23 protein-coding genes are annotated in these 26,388 nt (G+C 64.1%); 16 read left to right on the top strand and 7 right to left on the bottom strand.

The window, feature by feature from the left end; all coding sequences use genetic code 11:
• Window positions 1-3 precede the first annotated feature (3 nt).
• From ABIA96_RS28430 to ABIA96_RS28375, 12 genes are all read left to right on the top strand, one after another.
• On the top strand, window positions 4-834 hold the full coding sequence (locus ABIA96_RS28430) for a carbohydrate ABC transporter permease (RefSeq protein WP_354140349.1): 831 nt from the start codon (window positions 4-6) through the stop codon (window positions 832-834).
• A gap of 16 nt (window positions 835-850) precedes the next feature.
• Window positions 851-1,858, top strand: coding sequence for an ABC transporter ATP-binding protein (locus ABIA96_RS28425; protein ID WP_354140348.1), 1,008 nt, complete (start codon window positions 851-853; stop codon window positions 1,856-1,858).
• 20 nt (window positions 1,859-1,878) lie between these two features.
• A complete protein-coding gene (locus tag ABIA96_RS28420; protein WP_354140347.1) occupies window positions 1,879-2,652 on the top strand; it encodes an SDR family NAD(P)-dependent oxidoreductase in 774 nt (257 codons plus the stop codon).
• Window positions 2,653-2,690: 38 nt separating this feature from the next.
• The gene (locus ABIA96_RS28415) at window positions 2,691-4,337 is read left to right on the top strand and encodes an FGGY-family carbohydrate kinase (protein WP_354140346.1); all 1,647 of its coding nucleotides are present in this window, start codon (window positions 2,691-2,693) and stop codon (window positions 4,335-4,337) included.
• A 17-nt stretch (window positions 4,338-4,354) separates the two neighbouring features.
• Window positions 4,355-5,290 carry a carbohydrate kinase family protein gene (locus ABIA96_RS28410; protein ID WP_354140345.1) on the top strand — a complete coding sequence of 312 codons (936 nt, stop codon included), beginning with the start codon at window positions 4,355-4,357 and terminating at the stop codon, window positions 5,288-5,290.
• A gap of 101 nt (window positions 5,291-5,391) precedes the next feature.
• Complete coding sequence (locus ABIA96_RS28405) at window positions 5,392-6,813, top strand: amidase (protein WP_354140344.1); 1,422 nt, start codon at window positions 5,392-5,394, stop codon at window positions 6,811-6,813.
• An 85-nt stretch (window positions 6,814-6,898) separates the two neighbouring features.
• Window positions 6,899-7,849 carry an ABC transporter permease gene (locus ABIA96_RS28400; RefSeq protein WP_354140343.1) on the top strand — a complete coding sequence of 317 codons (951 nt, stop codon included), beginning with the start codon at window positions 6,899-6,901 and terminating at the stop codon, window positions 7,847-7,849.
• Complete coding sequence (locus ABIA96_RS28395) at window positions 7,846-8,739, top strand: ABC transporter permease (protein ID WP_354140342.1); 894 nt, start codon at window positions 7,846-7,848, stop codon at window positions 8,737-8,739. The genes ABIA96_RS28400 and ABIA96_RS28395 overlap by 4 nt, the downstream gene beginning before the upstream one ends.
• 2 nt (window positions 8,740-8,741) lie before the next feature.
• Window positions 8,742-9,755 carry an ABC transporter ATP-binding protein gene (locus tag ABIA96_RS28390; RefSeq protein WP_354140341.1) on the top strand — a complete coding sequence of 338 codons (1,014 nt, stop codon included), beginning with the start codon at window positions 8,742-8,744 and terminating at the stop codon, window positions 9,753-9,755.
• Window positions 9,752-10,756, top strand: a complete 1,005-nt coding sequence (locus ABIA96_RS28385) for an ABC transporter ATP-binding protein (protein ID WP_354140340.1) — start codon at window positions 9,752-9,754, stop codon at window positions 10,754-10,756. Before ABIA96_RS28390 ends, ABIA96_RS28385 begins: the two co-directional genes overlap by 4 nt.
• 55 nt (window positions 10,757-10,811) lie before the next feature.
• Window positions 10,812-12,305 (top strand): ABC transporter substrate-binding protein, encoded by a 1,494-nt coding sequence (locus ABIA96_RS28380; RefSeq protein WP_354140339.1) that lies wholly within the window; start codon window positions 10,812-10,814, stop codon window positions 12,303-12,305.
• Between the two features lie 342 nt (window positions 12,306-12,647).
• On the top strand, window positions 12,648-13,622 hold the full coding sequence (locus ABIA96_RS28375) for a magnesium transporter CorA family protein (RefSeq protein WP_354140338.1): 975 nt from the start codon (window positions 12,648-12,650) through the stop codon (window positions 13,620-13,622).
• Window positions 13,623-13,667: 45 nt separating this feature from the next.
• Here ABIA96_RS28375 and ABIA96_RS28370 read toward each other — a convergent pair whose 3' ends face one another.
• Both ABIA96_RS28370 and ABIA96_RS28365 read right to left on the bottom strand, forming a co-directional pair.
• Window positions 13,668-14,288, bottom strand: coding sequence for an alpha/beta hydrolase (locus ABIA96_RS28370; RefSeq protein ID WP_354140337.1), 621 nt, complete (start codon window positions 14,286-14,288; stop codon window positions 13,668-13,670).
• Complete coding sequence (locus tag ABIA96_RS28365; RefSeq protein ID WP_354140336.1) at window positions 14,285-15,223, bottom strand: ring-cleaving dioxygenase; 939 nt, start codon at window positions 15,221-15,223, stop codon at window positions 14,285-14,287. Before ABIA96_RS28365 ends, ABIA96_RS28370 begins: the two co-directional genes overlap by 4 nt.
• Window positions 15,224-15,352: 129 nt before the next feature.
• Here ABIA96_RS28365 and ABIA96_RS28360 point away from each other — a divergent pair, with 129 nt between their 5' ends.
• Complete coding sequence (locus ABIA96_RS28360) at window positions 15,353-16,264, top strand: LysR family transcriptional regulator (protein ID WP_354140335.1); 912 nt, start codon at window positions 15,353-15,355, stop codon at window positions 16,262-16,264.
• Between the two features lie 108 nt (window positions 16,265-16,372).
• Here ABIA96_RS28360 and ABIA96_RS28355 read toward each other — a convergent pair whose 3' ends face one another.
• Window positions 16,373-16,894 (bottom strand): hypothetical protein, encoded by a 522-nt coding sequence (locus tag ABIA96_RS28355; protein ID WP_354140334.1) that lies wholly within the window; start codon window positions 16,892-16,894, stop codon window positions 16,373-16,375.
• An 823-nt stretch (window positions 16,895-17,717) separates the two neighbouring features.
• Window positions 17,718-18,596 (bottom strand): alpha/beta fold hydrolase, encoded by an 879-nt coding sequence (locus ABIA96_RS28350; protein ID WP_354140422.1) that lies wholly within the window; start codon window positions 18,594-18,596, stop codon window positions 17,718-17,720.
• A 133-nt stretch (window positions 18,597-18,729) separates the two neighbouring features.
• Between ABIA96_RS28350 and ABIA96_RS28345 the strand changes: the two genes are divergently transcribed.
• Window positions 18,730-19,350: a TetR/AcrR family transcriptional regulator gene (locus ABIA96_RS28345; RefSeq protein WP_354140333.1), complete on the top strand. Its 621-nt coding sequence runs from the start codon at window positions 18,730-18,732 to the stop codon at window positions 19,348-19,350.
• A 1-nt stretch (window position 19,351) separates the two neighbouring features.
• Here the strand turns inward: ABIA96_RS28345 and ABIA96_RS28340 are convergent, their stop codons facing one another.
• Window positions 19,352-22,036, bottom strand: coding sequence for a hybrid sensor histidine kinase/response regulator (locus ABIA96_RS28340; protein WP_354140332.1), 2,685 nt, complete (start codon window positions 22,034-22,036; stop codon window positions 19,352-19,354).
• Window positions 22,033-23,076 (bottom strand): ABC transporter substrate-binding protein, encoded by a 1,044-nt coding sequence (locus ABIA96_RS28335; protein ID WP_354140331.1) that lies wholly within the window; start codon window positions 23,074-23,076, stop codon window positions 22,033-22,035. Before ABIA96_RS28335 ends, ABIA96_RS28340 begins: the two co-directional genes overlap by 4 nt.
• Window positions 23,077-23,351: 275 nt before the next feature.
• On the opposite strand from ABIA96_RS28335, the gene ABIA96_RS28330 reads away from it, so the two are divergent.
• On the top strand, window positions 23,352-24,785 hold the full coding sequence (locus ABIA96_RS28330; protein WP_354140330.1) for a translocation/assembly module TamB domain-containing protein: 1,434 nt from the start codon (window positions 23,352-23,354) through the stop codon (window positions 24,783-24,785).
• A 6-nt stretch (window positions 24,786-24,791) separates the two neighbouring features.
• Window positions 24,792-25,769, top strand: coding sequence for a POTRA domain-containing protein (locus tag ABIA96_RS28325; RefSeq protein WP_354140329.1), 978 nt, complete (start codon window positions 24,792-24,794; stop codon window positions 25,767-25,769).
• On the opposite strand, the gene bluB is transcribed toward ABIA96_RS28325, so the two are convergent.
• Complete coding sequence (gene bluB, locus ABIA96_RS28320) at window positions 25,753-26,385, bottom strand: 5,6-dimethylbenzimidazole synthase (protein WP_354140328.1); 633 nt, start codon at window positions 26,383-26,385, stop codon at window positions 25,753-25,755. The two genes, ABIA96_RS28325 and bluB, sit on opposite strands and share 17 nt — an antisense overlap.
• Window positions 26,386-26,388: the final 3 nt, after the last annotated feature.

Here is a 26,388-nt window from a genome sequence, read left to right as displayed (position 1 = left end):
AGAATGGCGCGGATGGCGACGACGCGGCGCGTGGTGATCTCGACGATCGGGGCGTGGTTCTTCGGCTTCCTGATCTTCTTCCCGATCCTCTGGATGGTGCTGGCAAGCTTCAAGACCGAACTCGAGGCTTTTGCAATTCCGCCGTCCTTCCTGTTCTTCCACTGGACCACGGAGAACTACGCGACGGTGCAGGAGCGCAGCGATTACCTGCACCATGCGCTGAACTCGATCATCATCGCCGGCGGCTCGACCTTGATTGCGCTCCTGATCGCGATCCCGGCGGCCTGGTCGATGGCGTTCTCGCCAACCAAGCGCACCAAAGACATCTTGCTCTGGATGCTCTCGACCAAGATGATGCCGCCGGTCGGTGTGCTGGTGCCGATCTACCTGATCTTCAAGACTTTCGGCCTGCTCGATTCCCGCATCGGCCTGATCTTCATTCTCTGTCTCGGTAATCTGCCAATCGTGATTTGGATGCTGTTCACCTACTTCAAGGAGATTCCGCGCGATATTCTTGAGGCCGCACGCATGGATGGCGCCACCATTGGCCGCGAACTCGTCTACGTGCTGACGCCGATGGCGATCCCGGGGTTGGCATCGACCTTGCTGCTCAATCTTATCCTGGCCTGGAACGAGGCGTTCTGGACACTCAATTTGTCGACCTCGAACGCCGCGCCGCTCACCACGTTCATCGCGTCCTATTCCAGTCCGGAAGGGCTGTTCTGGGCAAAACTGTCGGCGGCCTCGACGCTGGCGATCGCGCCTATTCTCGTCCTCGGTTGGTTCAGCCAGAAGCAGCTCGTGCGCGGGCTCACCTTCGGCGCGGTGAAGTAAAAGGGGCTGCCGGATCATGGGTCAGATTACGCTTCAGGACGTGCAGAAATCCTTCGGCCCCGTGCACATTATCAAGGGCGCCGATCTTGAGATATCCGACGGCTCCTTCGTGGTGTTCGTCGGCCCCTCCGGCTGCGGCAAGACCACGCTGCTGCGGCTGATCGCCGGTCTCGAGGACGTGACCGGCGGCAAAATCCTGATCGACGGCAAGAACGTCGTCGACACGCCACCGGCCAAGCGGGGGCTGTCGATGGTGTTCCAGTCCTACGCGCTCTATCCGCATATGAGCGTACGCGGCAATATCGGCTTCGGCCTCAAGATGGCGGGCCTTTCCAAAGACGAGACCAACCGCAAGGTCGAGGCCGCGGCCACGACGTTGAATCTCACGCCTTATCTCGACCGTAAGCCACGCGAGCTCTCCGGCGGCCAGCGTCAGCGCGTTGCGATCGGCCGCGCCATCGTCCGCGAGCCCAAGGCGTTCCTGTTCGACGAACCGTTGTCGAACCTCGATGCGGCGCTGCGCGTGCAGATGCGTATCGAGGTGACGCGGCTGCAGAAGCAGCTCGGTACCACCGCGATCTACGTCACCCACGACCAGGTCGAGGCCATGACCATGGCCGACAAGATCGTCGTGCTCAACGGCGGCAAGATCGAGCAATATGGCTCGCCGCTGGAGCTTTACGAGCGCCCCGCTAATCTCTTCGTCGCCGGCTTCATCGGTTCGCCCAAGATGAATTTCGTCAGCGGGGACAACGCGGCGCAAAAGGGCGCCGCCACCATCGGTGTGCGGCCGGAGCACATCAAGATCGAGCGCGACGGCGCCGGTGGCTGGCCGGGCACGATTGCGGTCGCCGAGCATCTCGGCAGCGACACCTTTCTCTACGTCGACGCTGGGCCGCTCGGGATGCTCACGGCACGTTACATCGGTGAATTGAGCCTGCATGCCGGCGACCGCGTGTCGTTGGTACCGGACCCCGCGCGCATTCACCGCTTCGACGCCAGCGGCAACGCGCTTCGGAACTAACAAGAAACGGGAATACGACCATGTACCTGGAAAAATTCAAGCTGAGCGGGAAGACCGCGTTCATCACCGGAGGCGGGCAGGGCATTGGGCTTGCCTGTGCGGAGGCTCTGGCCGAGGCCGGCGCCAAGGTCATCATCGGTGACCGCGATAGCAAGGTCGCCGGTGACGCCAAGGCCAGCCTGAAGGTAAAGGGTTTTGATATCGAGACCGCGACCATGGACGTCACCGACACCAAGCGCGTGGCGGAGGTCGCGAATGACCTTGTCTCCCGCCACGGCAAGGTCGACATCCTCGTCAACAATGCCGGCATTGCCCGCAGCGAAACCCCGGCCGAGACCGTCACCGACGAGCACTGGCTCAATGTCATCGACGTCAATCTCAACGGCACCTTCTGGTGTTGCCGCGAGTTCGGGAAGCACATGCTCAAGGCCAAGAGCGGCGCCATCGTCAATGTCGGTTCGATGTCCGGTTTCATCGTCAACAAGCCGCAGGAACAGTGCTTCTACAACGCCTCCAAGGCCGGCGTGCACCATTTGACCAAGTCGCTGGCCGCCGAATGGGGCGCGCGCGGCATCCGCATCAATGCGGTGGCGCCGACCTATATCGACACGCCGCTCAACGCTTTCGTGAAAAGTACCCCGAGAATGTATGACGCCTGGATCGGTGGAACCCCCATGGCGCGGATGGGGCAGGTCGAGGAAATCGCTTCGGTCGTCCTGTTCCTGGCGTCCGAAGCCGCGAGCCTGATGACCGGCAGCATCGTGCTGGTGGATGGCGGCTACACTTGCTGGTAGGCTTGCGTCAAAACTGACGAGAGCTTCCGGGAGCGACAATGCCGCGAGCGTATATTGGCGTCGACGTGGGGACCACGAGCACGCGAGCAGGGGTATTTGACGAGGCCGGCACGCTGCTGGCGACAGCCCGGCATCCGATCCGGATCTGGCACGAGGCGGGCGACGTCGTCGAGCAGTCGTCCCGGGACATCTGGGAGGCCTGCGTCAAATCGGTACGGGCGGCGATGGCGGAAGCGGCCATCGCACCCGACAGCGTCGGCGGCATCGGCTTCGACGCGACATGTTCCCTGGTGGTGCTCGACCGCCAGGGCGAGCCGGTCACGGTGAGCGGCTCCGGCGACAAGCAGCGCAACGTCATCGTCTGGATGGATCATCGCGCCATCGCGGAAGCGCGGCTGATCAACGAGACCGGCGACGCAGTGCTGCGCTATGTCGGCGGCTCGATCTCGCCCGAGATGGAGATGCCAAAGCTGTTGTGGCTGAAGCGACATCTGCGCGCGAGCTTTGACGCCGCCGGGCATTTTTTCGATCTGGCCGACTATCTGACCTGGCGTGCGACCGGTTCGCTGCAGCGCTCGACCTGCACCGTCACCTGCAAATGGAACTACCTCGCCCATGACGGCGGCGGCTGGAGCGCGCCGTTCTTTCAGCGCATAGGCCTGTCTGATTTCGTCAGCGAGAAATACGCCCGCATCGGCACCGAGATCGTCGCGCCAGGCACACGGCTCGGTGCCGGTCTCACCGGCGCGGCCGCCGTCGATCTCGGGCTGTCCGCGGGCACGCCGGTCGGCGCCTCCTTGATCGACGCCCATGCCGGCGGCATCGGCGCGATCGGCGGGCGTGACGGATCGGGCGGAACCATGGATGTCAGCGATCGTCTGGCCTACATCATGGGAACGTCAGCCTGCATCATGGCGACGACGAAGGAACCGTGCTTCGTGCCCGGCGTCTGGGGTCCCTATTATTCGGGCATGGTGCCGAACTTCTGGCTCAACGAAGGCGGCCAGTCGGCCGCGGGCGCCGCGATCGACCATCTCCTCAAGTCGCATCCGGGACACGCCGAGGCGAGCGCGGCGGCGAAGAGCGAGGGCGTCGATCTCATCGAGTTCCTCGAGCGCCGCATCATCGCGCGTGCCGGCGATGCCAGCCGTGCCGCGCTGCTCGCCCGCAACGTTCATGTGCTCCCTGAGTTCATCGGCAACCGTTCGCCTTATGCCGATCCGGATACGCGCGCGGTGATCGCGGGCCTCGATCTCGACACGGATGTCGGTTCGATGGAGCGGCTGTTCATCGCCGGACTGTGCGGATTGGCCTACGGGCTCGCCGAGGTGATCGAGGCCTTTGCCGCGCACGGCGTCCATGCCGGCATCATGATCATGGGCGGAGGCGCTAGCCGCAGTCCGCTGGTGCGACAGATCATGGCCGATACGACCGGTCTCGCCGTCGCGCTGCCGCAAACCAAGGAGCCGGTGCTTCTCGGCGCCGCGATGCTGGGTGCCGTCGCCGGCGGCGCCTACGCCTCGATCGGTGAGACCATGGCAAAGATGTCGGCGCTCGGACGCAAGAGCGAGCCGACCGCGCCCGACATGTCCGCGTTTCATACGAAGAAGCGCGAGGTCTACAAGCTGCTGCGCGAGGTCGATCGCGGCAGCCGGGCCGCGATGCGCGACATCGCCAAGGGTTAAGAGACAGGTTAAGAGGCATGCTGATTTCCTGTGGCGATGCGCTGATCGATTTCGTGCCGACGAAGAACGCCGATGGGCGCGAAACGGTGATGCCGGTGGTCGGCGGCTCCTGCCTCAACGTCGCGATCGGCATCGCGCGGCTCGGCGCGCCGACTGGTTTTGTCGGCGGCATTTCGAACGACATGTTCGGGCGCATGATAGCTGATCACGCCGCAGCGTCGAATGTCGAGCTGGGGTTCTCTACCCGCAGCGATCACCAGACCACGCTCGCCTTCGTCCGCATCGTCGCCGGCGAGTCGCATTACGCTTTCTATGACGCCGAGACCGCGACGCGTAATTGGATCTACCGGCGCGGGGCCATTCCCTTCGATACAATCGAGGCTGTCCACATCGGCTCGACCACGCTGGTCAACGACCAGGGCGCGGCCGAGACCAAGGACCTGATCGCGGACGCGCGGACGTCGTCGACAATCTCCTTCGATCCGAACTGCCGGCCCAATCTGGTCAAGGACAAGCCAGCCTATCTTGCACGCATGGCCGAGTTCGCCGCCGGTACCGATCTCATCAAGATGTCGGACGTCGACTTCGCCTATCTCTTTGGCGAGGAGCCATATCAGCGGCGGGCGAGTGCGCTGCTGGGGCAAGGGACAAGTCTCGTCGTCATCACCCGAGGCAACAATGGCGCCATCGCCTGGCATGCGAAGGCCGGGCAGATCGAGGTTGAGGCGCCGAAGGTCGAGGTCGCCGACACCATCGGCGCCGGCGATAGCTTTCAGGCCGCGTTGCTGTTCGCCCTGCACAAGCAGGGGGGGCTCGCCCGGCCGCAATTGATGGACATCGGCGCCGACGGGCTCCGTCACGCGCTGTCCTTTGCTGCCAATTGCGCTGGCCTCACCTGCACCCGCCCTGGCGCCGATCCGCCCTGGCGCCATGAGATCAGCTGGAGCTGGTAGGCGTCGCGATGCCCAGGCGGACTGCGGCCATGCGCCAGCCGAAATGGACAGGGCAAGTCCACGCTGGCAAGGTCCGCGCGTCCTGACGCGAGCCTGTCCTGATGACCAATGATCTCTGTTTCCTCTCCGCCACCGAGCTGCGCGCACGTATCGGCCGCAAGGAGGTCTCCCCCGTTGAGGTCACGCGCGCAGTGCTCGTGCGCGCCGAGGCGCTCCAGCCTAAGCTGAACTGCTTCATCACGCTCTGCGGCGAAGAGGCAATGGAAGCGGCGCGTGAGGCCGAGCGCAAAATGATGGCGGGTGAGCCGCTCGGTCTGCTGCATGGGCTTCCCGTCACCGTCAAGGACATCGTGAACACCAGGGGCGTGAAGACCACTTTCGGCGCCGTGCCGTATAAGGACAACGTCCCCACCGAGGATGCCGTCGCGGTTGCAAAGCTGCGCAGCGAAGGCGCGATCCTGATCGGCAAGACCACTACGCCGGAATTAGGTAGCAAATGCCTGACCGATTCACCGTTGTTCGGCCGTACCCGCAACGCATGGAGTGCGGAGCGCTCCTCCGGCGGGTCCAGCGGCGGCGCGGCGGTGGCGGTGGCGAGCGGCATTGCGCCGCTGGCGATCGCAACCGATGGTGGCGGCTCGACGCGGATTCCGGCCGCCTGCAACGGCGTCGTTGGCTTGAAGCAAAGCAACGGCTTGATCGCACACAGCCAGGCGCTCGATGCGTTCGGCAACCAGACCTATGTCACGCCGATCACACGCACCGTCGCCGATACCGCGCTGATGATGCAGGCGATGGCCGGCGAGGATGCCTGCGATCCCTGGTCGATCGGCGTGCCCGTGCCTGATTTCATCGGCACCGCCGCCCCGCGCGGTGATCTGCGCGGGCAGAAAGTCCTGTTCTGTGCCTCTCCGCCCGGACGTCCTGTGTCATCAGACGTTGCTGCGGCCTTCAAGGCCAGCCTCGATCACCTCGCGAGCCTCGGCGCCGAGCTCGAAGAATTTCCCGGCGAGGGCTACGACGTCGAGCCGATCTGGCGCGCTATCAACCACACCGTCTGGCGCTCGCGTTTTTCGAAGCTGGTGGCGGAGCATCGCGATGCCCTCAGCGAGGCTTTCGTCAAGCAGATCGCGCTGGCAACCAATGTCAGTGGTGTCGACTACCAGGAGGCGATGTTCGCGCGCACGGCGTTGTTCCGTCGTGTGCAATCCCTGCTTGCGCGCGGACACCTTCTGGCGATGCCGACCATCACCCGCACCGCGCTGCCGATCGACCAGGATCTGTTCGGCACGATCGAGATCGACGGCCAGCATTTCGACAGCGTCCGGCCGCACTGGTTCCCGTGGACCATGCCGTTCAACATGACCGGCCACCCCGCGATCAGTCTGCCCTGCGGCTTTGGTCGCGACGGCCTGCCGATCGGGCTCCAGCTCGTCGGCCGCTTTCGGGCCGACGCGGAATTGCTGCGCGTCAGCGCGCTGTTCGAGGCCTCGTCCGGGTTTCTGTCTCGCCGGCCCGGCTGAGATGGGGGCGCACGCCGCAAAGGGCTTGCGTCCGGCGTCCGGACATGTTGATCGTGCCGCGGGTAAGCCCTGAAGCTGAGCGCGCATGAGCGTATTTGTCCTTCGACGTGTCCTGACATTGCTGGCGACGCTGGTCGGCGCATCCGTGATCATTTTCCTGGTGCTGGACGCGCTGCCGGGCAATGCCGCGCAGATGCTGATGGGCGCCGACGCGTCGGCGGACGCGGTGCGCGCGCTCACCGTCAAGCTCGGACTCGATCAGCCGCTCGCGGTCCGCTATCTGCATTGGATCGAGGGGCTGCTCGTTGGCGATCTCGGCAACTCCTATGTCTACGGCACCTCGGTCGCCAGCCTGATCGCGGAGCGGCTGGTGCTGACCATTCCGCTCGCGATCATGTCGATGTTGATCACGGTGACGCTGGCGCTTTCGGCCGGCATCTACACCGCGGCCAACCACAACAAGCTCGGTGATGTCGGTGTGATGTCGTTGACGCAAATCGGCATCGCGCTGCCGAATTTCTGGTTCGCCATTCTCCTGGTGCTCTTGTTCGCCGTGCGGCTGCAATGGCTCTCCGCGGGCGGCTTTGCCGGTTGGGACGATGGCATCTGGCTCGGCATCAGATCGCTGCTGCTGCCGTCGATCTCGCTTGCGGTGGTGCAGGCGGCGATCCTCGCCCGCGTCACGCGGTCGGCCGTGCTCGAAGTGCTGCGCGAAGATTTTGTCCGCACCGCACGCGCGAAGGGGCTCGGCAAGCGCGAGGTGCTGTGGAGCCACGTGCTGCGCAACGCCATGATCCCTGTGATGACGGTGATGGGCCTGCAATTCGCCAATCTGCTCGCCGGCACCATCGTGATCGAGAACGTGTTCTATCTCCCGGGCCTCGGCCGGCTGATCTTCCAGTCGATTGCCAACCGCGACCTGATCGTGGTGCGCAATTGCGTGATGCTACTGGCGGCCATGGTCGTGATCGTCAATTTCGTGGTCGACGTGCTCTATGCCTTCATCGATCCCCGCATCAAGGTTCACGACCTGTGAGCGCGCAGCTTTCCACGCCGGTAGACGCACCGGTCGCAACGCGCCCCTTACCGGCCAGGACGTTCTGGGGCCGCGCGTTGCGCCATCGCAGCTTTGTGGTGGGCGGCGTGCTCAGCCTGCTGGTGATCGCCTCGGCGCTGCTCTCGTTGGTATGGACGCCGTGGTCGCCCTACGAGATCGACATCGCATCGAAACTCCATGCGCCGTCGGCGACGCACTGGCTCGGCACCGATTCTTTCGGCCGCGACATCGTATCGTTGCTGCTCGCCGGCGCCCGCTCCACCATCCTGGTCGGTGTCATCGCCGTCAGCATCGGTCTCACCTTCGGCGTCTGCCTCGGCCTGATCGCATCGGCCAAGCGCGGCTGGACCGAAGAGATCATCATGCGCTTCTCCGACTTCACCTTCGCCTTTCCGGCCGTGCTCTCGGCGATCATGCTGGCAGCGGTCGTCGGCCCGGGCATGGTAACCTCGATCACCGCGATCGGCATTTTCCAGATTCCGACATTGACGCGGCTGACGCGCGGCTCGGCCAACGCAATCTGGGCCCGCGAATTCGTGCTGGCGGCGCGCGCCTCGGGAAAGGGGGCCTTCCGCATTACCATCGAGCACGTCCTGCCGAACATCCTGTCGATCCTGATCGTGCAGGCGACCATCCAGTTTGCGCTGGCGATCCTCGCCGAGGCTGCGCTGTCCTATCTCGGCCTTGGCACGCAGCCGCCGCAACCGTCCTGGGGCCGCATGCTGAACGACGCACAGACGCTCCTTTTCCAGTCGCCGATGCTCGCGGTCTATCCGGGTGCGTCGATCGCGATCGCCGTGCTCGGCCTCAACCTGCTCGGCGACGGATTGCGCGACCTGTTTGATCCCAGACTGGCGCGGGAGCGGTGATGATGGCTGATCCCGCAACCCTACCGCTGATCGCGGTCGACAATCTCGGTGTCCGCCTTAACACCAGCCGCGGCCCGGCGCAGGCCGTGCGCGGCGTCAGCTTCGCGTTGAAACGCGGCGAGACGCTCGGGATCGTCGGCGAATCCGGTTGCGGCAAGTCGGTCACGGCGCTGTCGCTGATGGGGTTGCTGCCGGACAGCGCGGTCGTCACCGGTAGCATCAAGCTTGATGGCAGCGAGCTCGCGCGACTCCCGGATGCGGACTACTGCAAACTGCGCGGCAACCGCATCAGCATGATCTTCCAGGAGCCGATGACGGCGCTGAATCCGATGCACACGATCGGTGATCAGGTCGCCGAGCCGCTGCGGCGTCACAAGAAATATTCCGCGGCGCAAGCGCGGCGCGAAGCAATCGCCTTGCTCGACCGCGTCGGACTGCCCGATCCGGCAAAACGCATCGATGCCTATCCGCACCAGTTCTCCGGCGGTCAGCGCCAGCGCGTCACCATCGCGATGGCGCTCGCCTGCGAGCCGGACCTGCTGATCGCGGACGAGCCCACCACCGCGCTGGACGTCACCATCCAGGGCCAGATCCTCGATCTCATCGCCGACCTCGTCGAGGAGCGCGGCATGTCGATGATTTTGATCTCGCACGATCTCGGCGTCATCGCCGAGAACGTGCAGCGCATGATGGTGATGTATGGCGGCACGATCGTCGAGAGCGGGCCGACCGACGAAGTGTTCCGCCGCATGGGGCATCCCTACACGCAGGGCCTGTTCCGCGCCCGTCCGCGGCTCGGCGCGCGCAAGGGCACGCGGCTGACGACGATCTCGGGCACCGTGCCGGAGCTCGCCGATTTGCCGGTGGGCTGCGCCTTCGGCGAGCGCTGTCCGCTGGTCGGGGACAAATGTCGCGCGGCGTTGCCGCCGATGGTCGAGGTCGGTCCCGGCCACGTCGTACGTTGCGTGCGAACCGACGTTTCGATGGCCACCAATGTCGGGGCGCTGTCCGCATGACCGTAGTTCCTCTTCTCGACGTCAGGGATATCGAGCAGCGCTACACGCTGCCGCGCGAAAGCCTGTTCCGTCCGCCCGGCCAGGTGCGTGCGCTCAACGGCGTCAGCGTGCAGGTTGCCGCCGGCAAGAGCCTCGGCATCGTCGGCGAATCCGGCTCCGGCAAATCCACTTTTGCGCGCGTCGTGATGGCGCTGGAGCGGCCGACCGCGGGGCAGGTCGCGCTGCACGGACGCGATCTCAACCGCATCTCGCCGGATGAACTGCGCCGCGCACGGCGCGATTTCCAGATGGTGTTCCAGGATCCCTACGGTTCGCTCGACCCGCGCCAGACCATTGCGCGCATCGTCGCCGAGCCGCTCACCGTGCTTGACGATGTCGACCGCACTACGTTCCGCGCCCGCGTCGTCGCGGTGCTGAAGCAGGTCGGCTTGCGCGAAGCGGATATGGACAAATATCCGCACGAGTTCTCCGGAGGGCAGCGCCAGCGTATTGCGATTGCGCGTGCGCTGATCACGCAACCAAAACTGATCGTCGCAGACGAGCCCGTCTCCGCGCTCGACGTCTCCGTGCAGGCCCAGGTCCTCAACCTGATGCAGGATCTGCAGGAGCAGTTCGGCCTCAGCTACATCTTGATCAGCCATGACCTCGCTGTGGTCGATTATCTCTGCGACGAGGTTGCGGTGATGTATCTCGGCCGGGTCGTCGAGCAGGGCCGGCCGGAGGATCTGTTCGAGCGCTGCGCCCATCCCTATACGCGGGCGCTGCTGGACGCCGTGCCGCGCGCCCGTGCCGGCGGGGGTCGGCGCCGGCGCGGAGCCCAGGCGATCGCCTCGCAATCGGCGACCGCTGCCGGATGTCCCTACGTCGCGCGCTGCCCACTAGCCGACCAGCATTGCCGTGAGGTTCCGCCCTTGCTACGCAGGGTGGGCGAGGGACACCTTGCCGCCTGCCACAAGGCGGAGGCCGTGATGGCATTGCCGCAGGCGGCCATGGAAGGTTAGTGTCGGCTACAGAATTGGCGTAGCCTCAAAAGAGAAGAAGGCCGGGGAGTTAGGCATGTTGAAGAAGCTAACGATCGTCGCTTTTGCCGCAGCATTGGCCGCGGCACCGCTGCCGGTGCTGGCGCAGAGCAAGAAGGACAGCGTCGTCATGGGCATGACGCTGGAGCCGCCGGGGCTCGATCCCACCAACGCCGCCGCCGCCGCGATCGCCGAAGTCACGCTCTACAACATCTACGAGACCCTGACCAAGATCAACGAGGACGGCTCGGTCTCGCCGCTGCTCGCCGACAGCTGGACCGCGTCGCCCGACCTGAAGACCTATACGTTCAAGCTGCACAAGGGCGTCAAATTCCAGAACGGCGAGGCCTTCGATTCCGCGGCGGTAAAATTCTCGTTCGAGCGCAACGCGGCCGCAAACAGCACCAACAAGGACAAGAGCCTGTTCCAGGCTTTCGAGAAAGTCGACGCGCCCGACGCCGACACGATCGTGCTCACCCTGAAATATCCCGAGCCGAACCTGCCGTTCCTGCTCGGGCAGGCGAGCGGTTCGATCGTCGAGCCGAAGAGTGCTGCGACCAACGTGACGCAGCCAATCGGCACCGGGCCGTACCAGCTCGGCGCCTGGGTCAAGGGCTCCTCGCTCACGCTCAACAAATGGGCCGAGTATCGCAACGCCTCCGCGATCAAGCTGTCGAAGGTGACGATCCGTTTCATCGGCGATCCCGCGGCGCAGATTGCCTCGCTGCTGTCCGGTGACGTCGATGCGTTCCCGCGTGTCACGACCCGCGGCGTCGTGCAGTTCAAGAGCGATCCGCGCTTCACCGTGCTGGTCGGCGGCTCCAAGGCCAAGACCATCGTCGCCATCAACGAAAAGAAGAAGCCGCTCGACGACGTGCGGGTGCGCCGCGCGATCCTCGCCGCCATCGACCGCAAGTCGATGATCGACGGCGCGGTCGAAGGTTTCGGCACGCCGATCGGCAGCTTCTACACGCCGGGCTCGCTCGGCTATGTCGACACCACCGCCGTCAATCCCTACGACCCGGAGAAGGCGAAGAAGCTGCTCAGCGAGGCCGGCGTCACCACGCCGCTCGAACTCAGCCTGAAGCTGCCGCCGCCGCCCTACGCGCGGCAGGGCGGCGAGATCCTCGCGGCCCAGCTCGCCAAGGTCGGCATCCACGCCAAGATCGAGAACGTCGAGTGGGCGCAGTGGCTGTCGCAGGCCTTCGCTCCCAACGGGCCGCATAATTACGACCTCACCATCGTCTCCCATGTCGAGCCGTTCGATCTCGTCAAGCTGACCGAGCCCGATTTCTATCTCGGTTACAATAGCGAGGCCTTCAACGCGCTCTACAAGCAGATCGTGTCGACGCCGGACGAAGCCGGTCGCGCCAAACTGCTCGGCGATGCCCAGAAAATGTTGGCGACCGACGCGGTGGCCGGCTTCCTGTTCCAGCCGCAATGGCCCACGGTCATCAACAAGAAGCTGAAGGGGGTCTGGAAGGAAGTCCCGCAGTTCGAGAACGATTTCTCGGCCTGGTCCTGGGAATAAACCCGGTCACCCAAGTCAAATCCGGCATCTCGATTTTGACCTCTCCCCATCGGGGAGAGGTCAATTGTTTGGCCGCATCAAAACAAAAATCCGCAAAACAACCCCATGCACAGTAGAAGCGCTTACAGAATTTCTCGTTTCGGTGAATCAGAATAATATTTGACACGTCGGGCAAAACAGGGGCATGATGGGATCATCGAAGAAGGCCGCCGCCCACTCCCATTCGAGAGGGCCGCTTCTGTTGATCCCCGACGTTGAACGATCGGAACCCTCGCGCGTTAGCCCGGCGCAGGATGGCCGCATGGCGTGCGAGCCGGCGCGGGGGCAAACGGAGTTCGGTCATTGCTGAAACTGCACAGGTGGCCGTCCGATGATTGGCAAGGCATCGGCGCGGAAATGCCCTCGGAGATCATCTGGGCTGATCTCCTCGACGCGACCGCAGAGGAAAAGCAATTCCTCGAGCGATTGCTCAAGATACGAATTCCCTCCGAGGAATCGCTCAGCGAGATCGAGGCGTCGAGCCGCCTGATCCTGGAGCACGGCACGCTCTATCTCAGCTCGCCGGCGGTCCGGCTCAACGAGGATAACGAGGCCGAGATCACGCCGGTCGGGTTCGTCATCGGTCCGCATGTGCTGGTGACGGTGCGCTTTGCAGAGCTGCCGATCTTCGACCAGATCAGCAAGCGCGTCGGCTCCGACGATAGCCTCGAGAACGGCATGTGCGTGTTCACCAGCCTGCTCGAGGCCATGATCGACCGCGGCGCCGATGCGCTGGAACACCTCGGCGCGAAGGTCGACCAGCTCTCGCGCGGTGTCTTCAAGGGAGGTCTCATCCGCACCAAGCGGCCGGTTCGCTCCAGCCGCAGGATGCGCGAAGCGCTGGAGAATGTCGGCGAGCTGGCGGATCGTCTTGCCAAGTCGCGCGATGTCCTGCTCGGCGTCGGGCGTATCGCGTCCTATGCCGACAATGTCGGGAGCGATTGGATTACGGCGGCGTCGAAGAAGCGCCTCGAGGCTGTCTCGAAGGATGTCGCTTCGCTCAGCGATTACGAGACGCGACTGTCCGACAAGATCCAGCTTCTGCTCGATGCCGTGCTCGGATTCATCAACATCCAGCAGAACGAGATTTTCAAGGTCCTCACGATCGTGTCCGTGGTCGGCGTGCCGCCCACGATCCTGGTCGGTGTCTGGGGCATGAACTTCAAGAACATGCCGGAGCTGAGCTGGACGTTCGGTTATCCGTTGTCCCTGCTCGCAATCATCGCCAGCGGTGTGTTGCCTCTGATCTGGTTCAAGCGGCGCGGCTGGTTCGAGTGAATGCGACGCGGCGCACCGTTCGCGAACGATGCGCCGTTTGTTCGTTCATGCCGCTTTCGCGTCGACGTTACCGATCCAGTTGCGGGCGAGCGTCACGTCGGCTTGCGATAATTGATGGCCTGCCGGCAGGACCGTGTGGTCGACACGCGCTCCCGCTTCCGACAACAGCGCTGCAAGCTTTGCCGAATTGCTCGCCGGCACGATCGGATCGCTTTGCCCGGACAGTAATAGCACAGGCTTGCCTGCAAGCTCCGCCTTGGGCGGATCAGATAACGGCACCATGGCGCGCAGCAGGATCGCGCCTGCAAGCACGTCAGGCTTCAGCAGCAACAGCGCGGCCGCGATATTGGCGCCGTTCGAGAAGCCGACCGCAACCGGCGCGGCGATGCCGTATTGCTTCCGCGCGTCGGCGACGAACTCGCCGAGTTCGAGCGCGCGCCGGCGCAAATCCTCCTCGTCGAACACGCCCTCCGCAAGGCGGCGAAAAAAGCGCGGCATGCCGTGTTCGAGCACGCGGCCGCGCGGCGAGAGCATGGCGGAGCCGGGCGAGATCATTTTGCCAAGCCCAAGCAGATCGTTCTCGTCGCCGCCGGTGCCGTGCAGCAGCAGGAGCGGAGGGGAGCCCGCGCTGGTCGCGGGCTCGAAGCGATGAATGAAGTCGGTCATGACACGCTCTCTTCCAAATTCGGCAGCACGCCCTCGATCTGCTTGCGATGCTGTTCGAGGAAGCCCGGCAGCTTCAAATCGCGCCCGAGCGTCGCGACGGGTTCGTCGACGGCGAAGCCGGGGATATCGGTCGCGATCTCGAACAACACGCCGCCGGGCTCACGGAAATAGATCGAGCGGAAGTAGTTGCGGTCCCTCTGTTCGGTCGGATGCAGGCCGTGATCGCTCACGAGCTTTTGCGCCATCTTGCCCTGCTCGGCATCGTCAGCCGCGCGGAACGCGATGTGGTGCACCGAGCCGCCACCCTGATGTCCGCGCAAGAAGCCTTTGGCCTCGTAGATGTCGACGACGCTGCCTTCGGCATCGCCCGCCGCCTTGAAGCGGATCACCGAACCTTCGCGGCCCGCTTCCTTGAAGCCGAACACGTCGGTGAGGACGGCGGCCGTCTTGGCCGCGCTGTCGAGCAACAAGGTCACGCCGTGGAAGCCGCGGATCGCATGCTCGGCCGGCACGTCGCCATTGCTCCAGCCCGGTTCGTTCTCGGCGCCGGGAATGCCGACGAGCGCGAGCGCCATGCCATCAGGATCGGTGAATGGCAGCACGGACTCGCTGAACCGCTTCTCAAGCGCCTCAAAGGCGATGCCCTTCTCGATGAAGCGCTGGGTCCAGTAGCCGAGCGAGCGCTGCGGTACACGGAAGGCGGTCTGATGGGTCTCGCCGACGCCGCGGCGGCCGGGCGCCGCGCCGGCCCACGGGAAGAAGGTCAGGATGGTGCCGGGGCGGCCGGTCTCATCGCCATAATAGAAGTGATAGGTGCCGGGATCGTCGAAGTTGACCGTCTTCTTGACGAAGCGCAGGCCGAGATCCCGGGTGTAGAAGCCGAAATTGCGGATGGGGTCGCCGGCGATCGCGGTGACATGGTGCAGTCCAGACATTGTCGTTCTCCAGAAATTTGGGAGCCGTCTTGCTCTGGGACCAAATATCGTTCCGCTTTGGATTGGAGACAATCCATGCAAATATGACGTCTATGTCTACGATTTGGAAACAATCGATGGGGCCGGCCCTTGGATAAGGTCGCCAGCCTCCGGGCCTTCGTCAAAGTGGTCGAAAGCGGCAGCTTCGCCGAGGCCGGCCGGCAGCTACGGCTGTCGCGGTCGGCGATCAGCAAATACATCGCCGACCTCGAGGAAAGCCTTGGCGTCCAGCTTTTGAACCGGACCACCCGCCACGCCAGCCCGACCGAGAACGGCCAGCGCTATTTCGAGCGTGCGGTGGTGATCCTCTCGGAGATCGAGGCCGCCGATCAGGCGGTGGCGCAGGCTCAGTCTGCGCCGCGCGGACTGTTGCGCGTCAACGCGCCGATGTCGTTCGGCACGATGCGGTTAGGTCCCGTGCTCGCTGACTTCATGAAGCAATACCCTGAGCTTCAGCTCCAGATCGTGCTCAGCGACGATCTGCTCGATCCCGTCCAGGACGGCTTTGACGTGACGCTGCGGATCGCCGAGCTGGAGTCGTCGAGCTTGATCGCTCGAAAAATCGTGCCGGTGCCCCGCATGATCTGCGCCTCGCCGGATTATCTCGCGCGTCATGGCACGCCCAGACATCCGCAGGATCTGCGCGAACATACATCGCTCACCTACGGCTTCCTGCTCACCGGCAATCAGTGGAAGCTCACAGGCCGCGACGGCGATCACTGGATCCAGCCGGCCTGGTCGCTCTGCGTCAACAATGCCGAAGTGCTGCGCGACGTCGCGATCAAGGGCAGGGGGCTCGCGCTGCTGCCCGAGTTCATTGTCGCGGATGCTTTGCGGAAAGGCGAGCTGCGAACGGTGCTGGACGACTATTTTGCGCCGCCGCTCGCGCTCTATGCGGTCTATCCGCCGACGCGGCATTTGTCGGTGAAGGTGCGGCTGTTCATTGATTTTCTGGTGGAACGGTTTGGACGTGAGGAGGAGGCGGACGTGGGGACGCGTTGAGGCTAGGGGCGTGGACTCATCAAGCGGCCAGCCGGCCGATATCTGCTTGGCCGCGAGCAGCGGCCGAGGTGGGGCGTGCGGCGCCTGCGCCTTTGAGCCAAGTGCAGACTACCAATCGCCTGTCGGTGGTAGCAAAGTTTCTGCCTCCTCGACGAGTTCGACATCTGGTGCGGGGTGATGAGACCGAGCGAAAACGAAGCGAGTTGCCGCTGGAACTTCCGCGCCGGCTCTCCCGTCTTGGCCGATTAGGATCAGTCCGGCTCCGCCATTTGCCACATTGAGAATGATGAGCTCGCCACCCCACGTCTTGATTGGCTCCATTCCGATGGTGAGAAATTCGCCCATGGGCTGGTCCAAATACTGGATACGCAACTGCGGGCCGACCTCAGCCGCAGCAAGTTCAAAGCCGAGCTGTCGAGCGCGTGCGTAAATGTTAGCCAAGGTCACGGTATTGGACGTGAGTCCGAGCTGGGCTGGTGACACGTTGACAAGCTCTACATCCATCTTTTGAGAGCTGACGGTGAACGCCGGCCGAGCGATGATTTCGGCGGCCTGCCCACCGACATTGCAGCCCATACCATCCAGCGCACTGCGTAGCTTTATCGAGTCAGCGAAAGGTGCCGATTGCAATCGTCTTCCATGGGGCAATATCGCGAGCGGACTTGACAGGCTGTTGGGACGCTTGGGCCGAGCGAGGTCTGAACTTTAGCTGGTTCTTCAATACATCGCGGGCGGTGCATTGAGCCGACGCAATGCTCGCGAATTGAACAATGCAAATCGCACATATCAGGGAAGCCAGGACGTAATGGTATACTCGTCCGGTACTCGAACGATCGTTACCTGCTCTGCGATCATAACCTGCCCTGCAATGGGCTCCGCCTATCGGAACAGACATGGCGAGAACGCCTTTTCGCGGCGTTTGACAGAAAGAGCCCGCCTCCGAGTCAAGGGGAAGAACGGAGGGAAATAATGTCCATGAACATTTCCCGGCCGACTTTGAAAAGCGTCCGGAGGCGGAGCCGAAGGCTGCAAGTATTCCAATTTCGAAATGGTGGGCGGCAGTCCGTAAGCCTGGTCGCCCGCCCCATCAGTCCTCACAGGAATGATGTAGTTGGAAACGTAACACCCCAGCCATCTTAGCCCAACATCGAACGTCCGCTTTTGGCACGATACGAAGAGCTTAACCGGAGTATATCAACCGGAGTATATCTAGCCTGTAGGATGGGTTGAGCCCTTGCGAAATCCATCGCCAACCTGACGCCCCTCGCCATATCGAAGACCAGCCCCGGACTGATCGCCCGCCATTGGTCAACAACGATCGTCGTCGCTCCGCCAGATTGACGGTGGAGGAAAAGCATCCACCCGAAACGAGTTGCGACGGTACGCAGTCATGACGGAATGCATCACGAAACGAGAGCGATGGGTTTCGCAAGGGCTCAACCCATCCTACAGGCTATTTCTTGCCGTCGAGGAACTGGCGCACCGCCTTGATGGTTGCCACCGGATCCTCCTCCATCAGCCAGTGGCCGGCGCCGGGAATCACGATTTCGGTGACATCGGTCGCGGCATTTCGCATCACGACAGCCTCCATCTTGCCGAATGATTTCTCGCCGCCGATGGCGAGCACGGGAATGGTCAGCTTGTTTGCGATCGCCTTCTTGTTGTCCTCGGCGTCGGTGCGGATCGCCCTGAATTGGGCGAAGGCGGAATGCATGGCGCCCGGCCGCGCATAGAGTTCTGCGTAATGACGGCGCGTCGCCTCGTCGACCTTGGAAGGCGTGCCCGCGAATTCATTCCAGAAGCGGTCGAGATAGATGCGCTCGCGGCCCTTGACCAGCCGTTCCATGTCGGGGCCGCCGAAGTCGAAGTGCCAGAGCTGCGGGCTGCGGACGATTTCGTCCCACGGCGGCACGCCGGGCACCGGAGCATCCATGACGACCAGTTTTTCGGTGAGGTCGCGATACCGCGCCGCGTAGGCGTAGGCCACCATGGTGCCGATGTCGTGTCCGACGACGAAAGCCTTCTCGATGCCGAGCGACTGCAAAACGGCGCGCATATCCGCGGCCTGGGTCCATTTGTCGTAGCCATTATCGGGCTTGCCCGAGAGGCCCATGCCGCGCAGATCGGGCACGACCACGGTGTGATCGCGTGCGAGATCCGCCGCAAGCCTCGCCCACATATCGCCGGTGTCGCCGAAGCCGTGGATCAGGATCACGGCAGGCCCCTTGCCGCCGACGCGCAGGTGGATCTGCGTGCCGTTGGCCGGAATGGTCTTGGTCTGGAAGGTGGACGGGAACGGCTCCTCGGCGCGGGCGGCGGGCGCGAGCAGCATGAGAAGAATGGCGAAGTATCTTGCGCGCACCGGCGCCCCCTATCATCTTGTATGTCGGTCAGCAAAGCCTATTGTAGATCGATCGATCTACAATAGGCAAGCAGAACGTCATCGACGCGAACGAGGGTGGATCATGAGCGCAGGACGACCTCGCGAATTCGACCTGGATCAGGCGGTCGAGCGCGCGCTCGGCCTGTTCTGGCAGCGCGGCTATGAGGGGACTTCGATGTCCGATCTGACCGACGCCCTCGGCATCACGCGCGCGAGCCTCTATGCGGCGTTCGGCAGCAAAGAGGGTCTGTTCCAGCGGGTGATGGATCGTTATGAAGCAGAGGCCGGCGGCTACAGGATCGCGGCCGATCAGGCGCCGACATCTCTGGAAGCGGTGCGGCTCTGGCTGACCGGACCGGTCGAGCTTCACGGCAACAAGAAGAATCCGCCCGGCTGCCTCGGCGTTCAGGGCGCGTTGGCCTGCGGAGTCGAATCGGAAGCGATACAGAACGATCTGGCGTCGCGCCGTCATCAAGGTGAGGTCGCGATCCGCCGTCGCCTTCAGCGCGCAGCGAAAGAGCATGACCTGCCGGAGGATGATGACCCCGCCGACCTCGCGCGGTATGTCTCTGCGTTGATCTACGGCATGGCGGTGCTGGCGGCAGGCGGGGCTTCGCGCGGCGAGCTGAAGGGCGTCGCGGACGTCGCTTTTCGCCATTGGCCGAAGCCGAAGCGCGCGAGCCGGCGTTCCGGGGCTAGCTGACCTAACGCTGCTCGGCGGGCGCGAGCAGATCGTCGAGCGCGCTCATCGACGCTTCGCGAAGTGCGGCCAGCTCGCGCACTGCATCCTGGCACGCGGTTGATGACATTGACGGCGCCGCCTCCTCGATGTCACGGCAGCGCTCGAACAGGCGGACGAGGCCGAGCGCGCTCGCCGCGCTGCCGAGCTGGTGCGCGGATCGCGCAAGCTGCCTGTGGTCCCCGGCCGCGGCCGCCGCAGTGATATCGTCGATCAGCTTTTCGCTGGTCTCGTCCAGCAGATGATGAAGTTTCGTGATCTGCGAGGCGCCGAGCAGCTCCCTCTGGTCGTCGAGAAAGTGCCGGTCGATCAATGCGCCGGTTTCGAGCGGCGCGTCGGTCGCACCATGCTCGGGCTCATCCTCGATCGCTTCGCGAAGCGCGCTGATCAGGATCGGCTTGCTGACGACCTTGGTGATCCCGGCGCCTGCGAGCCGCTCTCGGGTGCTGCGCGACTCATCGGCAGTCACGACGATGATGCGGGGCATGGGCCGGAGGGGCAGCTGTCGAATGCGCGCGGCCGCCTCCACGCCATCCATGTCGGGCATATGCAGATCCATCAGGATGACGTCGAACGCCTGGTTCCCGGCGAGCGCGACCGCTTCTGCACCGTTCCTTGCGGTCACGGAACGGTGGCCGAGCCGGTTCAAAATCGCTTCGCCGACCTCGCAATTTACAGGGTCGTCGTCGACCAGCAGCACGCGGCGCTGCCGTGATGGCGGTGTAGGCCCGCCTTGCGCGATGCCGCTGGCAGCGTGGCCGAGTGGAACGAGAAGCGTGAACACGCTGCCGGCGCCCGGCGTGCTCTCTAGCGTCAGCTCGCCGCGCATCAGCCGGGTGAGGCGGCGTGCGATCGCAAGTCCGAGGCCGGTGCCGCCGAACCGCCGCGCGATGCTGTCGTCGGCCTGCACGAAATCCTCGAAAATCCGCTCGTGCATGTCGGGTGCGATGCCGATGCCGGTATCACGAACGACGACGCGAAGCAGCGCAACGTCATCACGCCGCTCGGCCGTCGCGTTCAGAGAGATGCCACCGCTCGGGGTAAATTTGATGGCGTTGCCGATCAAATTGAGCAGGATGCGATTGAGCCTGACGGGATCGCCGTGCACGGAGGTCCTGACCGACGCGTCGCAGGTCAGGTCGAAGGTCAGTCCCTTGCCGAAAGCCTGCGGCCGCATCAGATCGGAAGCGGTCTCGATCAGCTGGTCGAGACGGAAGTCCCGCGTCTCCAGCGCCTCAGTGCTGGCCTCGAGGCGGGCATATTCGAGAATGGCATCGACCAGCGCGATCAGCGTTTCGCCCGAGGCGGCGGCGGTTGCGAGGTGGCGTCGCTGGATCTCGCCGAGACGGCCATCGTCCAGCAGCTGCAGCACGCCCATGACGCCGTTGAGGGGCGTCCGCAACTCGTGGCTGACCACGGCAAGGAAGCGCGATTTGGTTTCGTTGGCCGTAACCGCAATGCTGCGCGCCCGCTCGGCCGCGTCATGCTCGGCAAGGGCGTGATCGCGCGCCTTCTCGAGCTCCGAGGTCCGCTCGATGACCTTGCGCTCCAGGGTTGCGTAGGATTCGCGCAAATGCGCGGCCATCCGGTTGAACTGGTCGCCGAGCGCCTCGAGTTCGTCACCGGTTTTGATGGCGAGCCGCAATCCGAGATCGCCGCTCTCGATCCGCCGCGCCCCCTGCGTCAGCATCTGGATGGGCACGGTCATGCGTCGACTGAGCCAGAGCGAGACCAGGGTGGCGAAGGCCAGCAGGACGATCAGCAGGAACGTCGACCGTCCGATCGAGGCGTAGATCGGCGCGTAGGCTTCGCTGAGCGGAAGCTCGACGAACACCAGCCAGCCAAGCGAGGGGACGGTGGCATAGGTCGACAGCACGCGTTGCCCCGAGAAGTCCTCCTTGATCAGGCCGCCGGAGGGCGGGCCGACGCCATCGAGCGCGGCGCGTACGTCCGGATGCCCGGAGAGATCGCTGCGGCGGAGCGCGGGCCACAGATCGGGATGCGCGATCAACACGCCCATGCGATCGACCACATAGGCCTTGCCGGTGTTGCCGACCCTGATCCCGGCGACGAGGTCCCAGATGAAGCGCAGATTGACCTCGGCGACGACCACGTTGGGCTCGTGGCCTGTGCCGCGGATGGCGATCGTCATGAAAGGCTCGGTGTCGCCGAAGAAGTAGACCGGCCCGTAATAGGCCCGGCTTTCATTGGCACCGCGGAAGGCCGGCGAAGTGGAAAGGTCGGCGTTGCTGCCGATCCTGTCCGCGACACGGCGCGACACGCGCACCTGCTCGCGGCCCTTTGCATCGAGCTCGGTCAATTCGGCGATCGCCGGCGAGAGGCGCAGCAAGCGGATGGCGTTCAGGCGCTCGTCTTCATTGGTCGAAAGCTCCGCGGGCAGGCGGGAGAGCCATCTGATTTGACTCTCGATCTGACCGATGAACTGGCCGATCTGAATGGCCGCGCTTGCTGCCTGCTCGCGCTGGCTCGCGGCGAGAAGCTGCTTCTGCTCGCGATAGGAGAACCAGACGTCGAAGCCGGTGTTGATGGCGAGCGCGGCAAAGGCGAGGGCGACGATCGAGTAAAGATACTTGCGAAACAGCCGACCGGGAGGCGTCCGCGAATGTCCCTGGTCGACCGCCTCGTTCACTCGCGAATCTCGTCGGCGCGCGCGAGCAGCGTGAACGGGATCGTCAGCCCGAGCGCCTTGGCAACGGTGCGGCTGATCAACAGCTCGTATTTCCGCGGCGATTGCACCGGGAGATCGCCGGCCTTGGTGCCGCGCAGGATGAGATCGACATAATCGGCCGAGCGCACCTCCAGGGTCGGCCCGTAGCTCATCAGCCCGCCAGCATCCGTGAAGTAGTGGAACGGATAGATCATCGGCACGCGATATTTCGCGGCCGTCGCGACGATCGCCTGCCGGTTCACCACCAGAAAGCTGTCGACGAGCGAGATCATCGCCGCCTTGGGCGGCTCGGCGAAGCGGCCGATCGCGCCGTCGATCTCGGCTGCCGTGCTGATCGGCGCGAGGACCACGGTCACTCCCGAGGCCGCGGCCTCCTGCTCGACGGAGTCGAGGTAGAAGCGCCCGGCGCGAGGCGTGGTCGCCGGATTGAACAGGACGCCGACGCGTCGGATGTCCGGCACGGCCTCCTTGATCAGCTGAAGCCATTTGCCACCCATCTCGGCGGTGCTGCTGGTGAAGCCCGTGACGTTGCCGCCGGGATGAGCGAGGCTTTCAACGAAGCCATTGCCGATGGGGTCGTTGGATGTCGCGAAAACGATCGGTATGGTCTTGGTGGCCGCCATGACGGCGGCGGTTTCGACGGTCGAGCCGGTGAGGATGACATCCGGTCTGAGGTGGATGAGCTCCGCGACCGCGGTCTTCATCTTGTCCGGTCCGCCGAAACTGGAGCGCACCTCGAAATGGTAGTTGACCCCTTCGACCCAGCCGCGCTGCCTCAGGCCCGCGATCAGCGCTCCGAGGCGAGTGGTCGAGCTTTCGCTGATGTTTCGTCTGGTCAGCTCGTCGTCCAATGACAGGCTGGTGATCGTGGCGACGATTCGCATGCGATCCGACGCTGCGCCAAATGCGAAGAATCCCGCGGCAGTTGCGCCCGCAAGGCGAATGAAATCGCGGCGGGCGACCGCCGGCACGACGCGGGCAGGAGCAGGCCGTTCAGTCATGAAATGTTTCGCAAAAGTTGTCCCGGAGCTTGTGCTTAACGCGAAATCCTGACGGCGACAATTGGTGAAAAAATGCGCTTATGAACGTTCATTCGCAGCCACGGGCAGCCCAATACCGTATTGCTGCATGAATCGCTGTTTCGGTTGATGTCTGCTCCGTGACGCTTGGTAACGCCTTCTGGCATTGCAGCATCGCAACATTTCCGTCCCGGTTGAGGCGGCGGTTCGGGGAAGCCGATCTCGTAACTGCCGATTTTTGAGCTGTCGTTTCAGGTTTGTTTCGAAGGTTTTACAATGCGCTGGGCGCGGCCGCGGGCCAGGGCAGCATCGCCTTCCAGACCGCGCTGAGCGGAGGCACGCAGACGATCCACGCCCAGGACAACGTAACCTTCAACGCGCTGACGGCGACGGGCATCAATGGCGACGCCGGAAGCATCAACGTCGATGCGGACAACGGTTTCATCCTGGCGCAGACGGTGATGTCGGGCGGCGTGCCGACGCTGGGCTCGGTCTCGGCCAACGGCTCGGCGAAGCTGATCGCCGCGGGCACCAATTTCGGCCATAACCTCACGGCCTCGACCGGCAACGCGCTTCTGCAGGGCACTGTCGTCAAGTGGGACAACCTCAATGTCGCCGGCACCCTCGGCATCACTGCGACGGCGGGAGGGATCATCCTCGGCACCGCCATCAGTGGCGGTACGCAGACCCTGCATGCCCGCGACGACATCGTCTTCAGCCAGCTCACCACGACCGGCATCCCGGGCGATGGCGGTGGCATCGATGTCAAGTCCGACACCGGCAAGCTCCGCGGCGGATCGATCTCCGCCAATGGCGACACGCGTTTCGATGTGGCCGGTGGGGTCTCGTTCGACCGGATCAGCGGCGAAGTGGTCAAGCTGACTTCGTCGGGTGACCTGACCATCGACTGGGTCAGCGTGGGCAAGGAGCTCGACCTCGCCGCCGACACCATCACCGTCAGGGGTGAGCAGGTCCGCTCGAACCCACCGGTCCCGCTGATCCTGAACATCACCGGCTACAATGGCGGCGTCGCGAAATATGCCGACATCTCGATCGATCCGGACACGATCGTCGTCAACAACTTCAGGGTGGTGGACGCGAACTTCATGACCGACGCGCACTCCGTGACGATCCTGAACGGCTACGTGCCGGGCCAGCTCCTGCTCACCACGGCGACCGAGCAGGTGCTGCTGAACAACCGGACGCCGGCGCCGAGCAATGGGCCCACGCTCCAGCTCTACCAGCCGGACGGCGTCTTCACGATGAGCCAGGTCGGCAATGCCAATGTCACCAACGCCTATGTGGTGTTCTACACCGGCGATATCTCGGCGAGCGTCTCCAATTATGGTTCGAGCCACGCCTGCTGCAGCGGCTACACCGGTGCCAGCATGGCCCGCAACATCTCCGTCGACGGCGAAGGCTATGAGAGCATCGACACCTGGCTGGCGCAGAAGAACGGGGGAGGAATGTTCTACCAGCTCGGTCTCTCCGGTCATGCACGGCTCGACGCTTTGCTCTCGCCGCGTCCGGTCGAGACCGTCGGGTCCGGTCCTGCCGTGAACGTCGAAGGGCTCAGCGACATGCGCAAGCTGCGCCGCCATGGGCAGCGCGCGGGTCGTCCGGGCTGGAAGGATGCAGCAATGGGTGCGCTTACGAAACCGGCGGTGAGTCGCCTCGCGGAGGCGTGGTAAGTCGAGATGCAGGTTCTGGGGGCAGCACTGGGGATCGGGCTTGCGGCGTCAAGCATCGTGGCCGCGCGCGCGCAGGTGCCCTCGATCAATCCTGGCGCGATCCAGAACGACATCGACCGGCAACGCCGCCAATTCGAACAGCAGAGCGAGCCACCCAAGCTGAACGGTCCTGCCGTGATCGGCGGCGCACGTGAGAAGTCGCCGCTGCTGAAGCCGGGCGGCCCGAAATTCCGCCTGCGCAAGCTCGAATTCGACGGGTCCAAATTCATCACGCCGGCCGAACTCGACGCGGTCGCGAAGAGGTATGTCGGCAAGAACGTCGACATCGCGGCGCTGCTGCAGATTGTCGCCGATATCAACGCGATCTACACCGAGCGCGGCATCGTGACCGGCATCGCGACGCTGCCGGATCAGGATCCCAAGGACGGGGTGGTCAAGATCAAGTTGACCGAAGGCCGGCTCCAGAACACGACCATCGCGGGCAACAAGCAGACCCGCACCGACTACATCCTCCAGCGTGTCAAGGAGCCGGAAGGCGAGGTCCTCGACGTTCCAAAACTCAATCGCGACGTGACCTGGTTCAACCGGACCAACGACGTGCAGATCAAGGCGCTGCTCCAGCCCGGCGCGAGCTTCGGACTGACCGATCTGCAGTTTGCGGTGATCGAGCCGCCGGTCGACACCTTGCAGCTCTTTACCGACAACCAGGGCGCCGAGAACACCGGGCGGTGGGAAGGCGGAGCCTTCTACAGGCGCCACGGCCTGTTCGGCGTCGACGACCGTCTGACCTTTGCAGCCGGCCACCACGCCTGTGGCGGCCGTTGCCGGCAAGAGCAAGTCGTAGCGGCGGACTGCGTTCTCTCCGTCGTCATTGCGAGCGCAGCGAAGCAATCCAGACTGCCTCCCCGGAAAGACTCTGGATTGCTTCGCTGCGCTCGCAATGACGGAGGATGGTGCGGCGACCTGACTACCGCCGCAACGTGAATTCGTCAGCGCCCCGCCGGTGTTCCCACTTCGCCCGCTCGAGCTCGGGCTGATCGCACTCCGCCTCGGGATGGCCGATGCAGAGATAGGCGATGAATTTCCAGGAGGCGGGCACGTCGAGCACGCCGTGGATGCGTTCCGGATTGAGGATCGAGACCCAGCCGAGCCCGATCCCCTCGGCGCGCGCGGCGAGCCACATCGCGGTGATCGCCGCGACCACGGAATATTCGGTGGTCTCCGGCATGGTCGCACGTCCGAGGCCGTAGCCGATGTCGCTGGCCTTGTCGGCGAAAACTGCGAGGTGGGCGGGCGCCTGTTCGAGGCCCGAAAGCTTGAGCGCGGCATAGCGGCCAGCGCGCTCGCCGGAATAGCAATTCAGCGCGTGGGCATTGCAAACTTTGAAATCGTCGATCACGGCGCGGCGCCTTGCCGCATCATCGACGGTGACGAAGCGCCACGGCTGGCTCAGGCCGACCGACGGCGATAGACAGGCCGTCTCGATCAGCCGCTCCACGGCCCCGTCGGGCAACGCATCGGTGCGAAAGCGGCGCACATCGCGGCGCCACACGAACAATTCGTGAAGCCGGCGGCGGAAGGTGTCATCGAACTCGACCAAGAC

Origin of the sequence: Bradyrhizobium sp. LB11.1 (assembly GCF_040549385.1) — a bacterium.
Taxonomy (GTDB): domain Bacteria; phylum Pseudomonadota; class Alphaproteobacteria; order Rhizobiales; family Xanthobacteraceae; genus Bradyrhizobium.
Note: the sequence above shows the minus strand (reverse complement) of the source record. Positions and strands in the feature narration are given on the sequence as shown.

What these genes read in the sequence shown, in the direction of transcription:
- ABIA96_RS28430 (WP_354140349.1), top strand. Translation starts at nt 4, where the DNA reads ATGGCGCGGATGGCGACGACGCGGCGCGTGGTGATCTCGACGATCGGG.
- ABIA96_RS28425 (WP_354140348.1), top strand. Translation starts at nt 851, where the DNA reads ATGGGTCAGATTACGCTTCAGGACGTGCAGAAATCCTTCGGCCCCGTG.
- ABIA96_RS28420 (WP_354140347.1), top strand. Translation starts at nt 1,879, where the DNA reads ATGTACCTGGAAAAATTCAAGCTGAGCGGGAAGACCGCGTTCATCACC.
- ABIA96_RS28415 (WP_354140346.1), top strand. Translation starts at nt 2,691, where the DNA reads ATGCCGCGAGCGTATATTGGCGTCGACGTGGGGACCACGAGCACGCGA.
- ABIA96_RS28410 (WP_354140345.1), top strand. Translation starts at nt 4,355, where the DNA reads ATGCTGATTTCCTGTGGCGATGCGCTGATCGATTTCGTGCCGACGAAG.
- ABIA96_RS28405 (WP_354140344.1), top strand. Translation starts at nt 5,392, where the DNA reads ATGACCAATGATCTCTGTTTCCTCTCCGCCACCGAGCTGCGCGCACGT.
- ABIA96_RS28400 (WP_354140343.1), top strand. Translation starts at nt 6,899, where the DNA reads ATGAGCGTATTTGTCCTTCGACGTGTCCTGACATTGCTGGCGACGCTG.
- ABIA96_RS28390 (WP_354140341.1), top strand. Translation starts at nt 8,742, where the DNA reads ATGGCTGATCCCGCAACCCTACCGCTGATCGCGGTCGACAATCTCGGT.
- ABIA96_RS28385 (WP_354140340.1), top strand. Translation starts at nt 9,752, where the DNA reads ATGACCGTAGTTCCTCTTCTCGACGTCAGGGATATCGAGCAGCGCTAC.
- ABIA96_RS28380 (WP_354140339.1), top strand. Translation starts at nt 10,812, where the DNA reads ATGTTGAAGAAGCTAACGATCGTCGCTTTTGCCGCAGCATTGGCCGCG.
- ABIA96_RS28370 (WP_354140337.1), bottom strand. Translation starts at nt 14,288, where the DNA reads ATGACCGACTTCATTCATCGCTTCGAGCCCGCGACCAGCGCGGGCTCC.
- ABIA96_RS28365 (WP_354140336.1), bottom strand. Translation starts at nt 15,223, where the DNA reads ATGTCTGGACTGCACCATGTCACCGCGATCGCCGGCGACCCCATCCGC.
- ABIA96_RS28350 (WP_354140422.1), bottom strand. Translation starts at nt 18,596, where the DNA reads ATGCTGCTCGCGCCCGCCGCCCGCGCCGAGGAGCCGTTCCCGTCCACC.
- ABIA96_RS28345 (WP_354140333.1), top strand. Translation starts at nt 18,730, where the DNA reads ATGAGCGCAGGACGACCTCGCGAATTCGACCTGGATCAGGCGGTCGAG.
- ABIA96_RS28335 (WP_354140331.1), bottom strand. Translation starts at nt 23,076, where the DNA reads ATGACTGAACGGCCTGCTCCTGCCCGCGTCGTGCCGGCGGTCGCCCGC.
- ABIA96_RS28325 (WP_354140329.1), top strand. Translation starts at nt 24,792, where the DNA reads ATGCAGGTTCTGGGGGCAGCACTGGGGATCGGGCTTGCGGCGTCAAGC.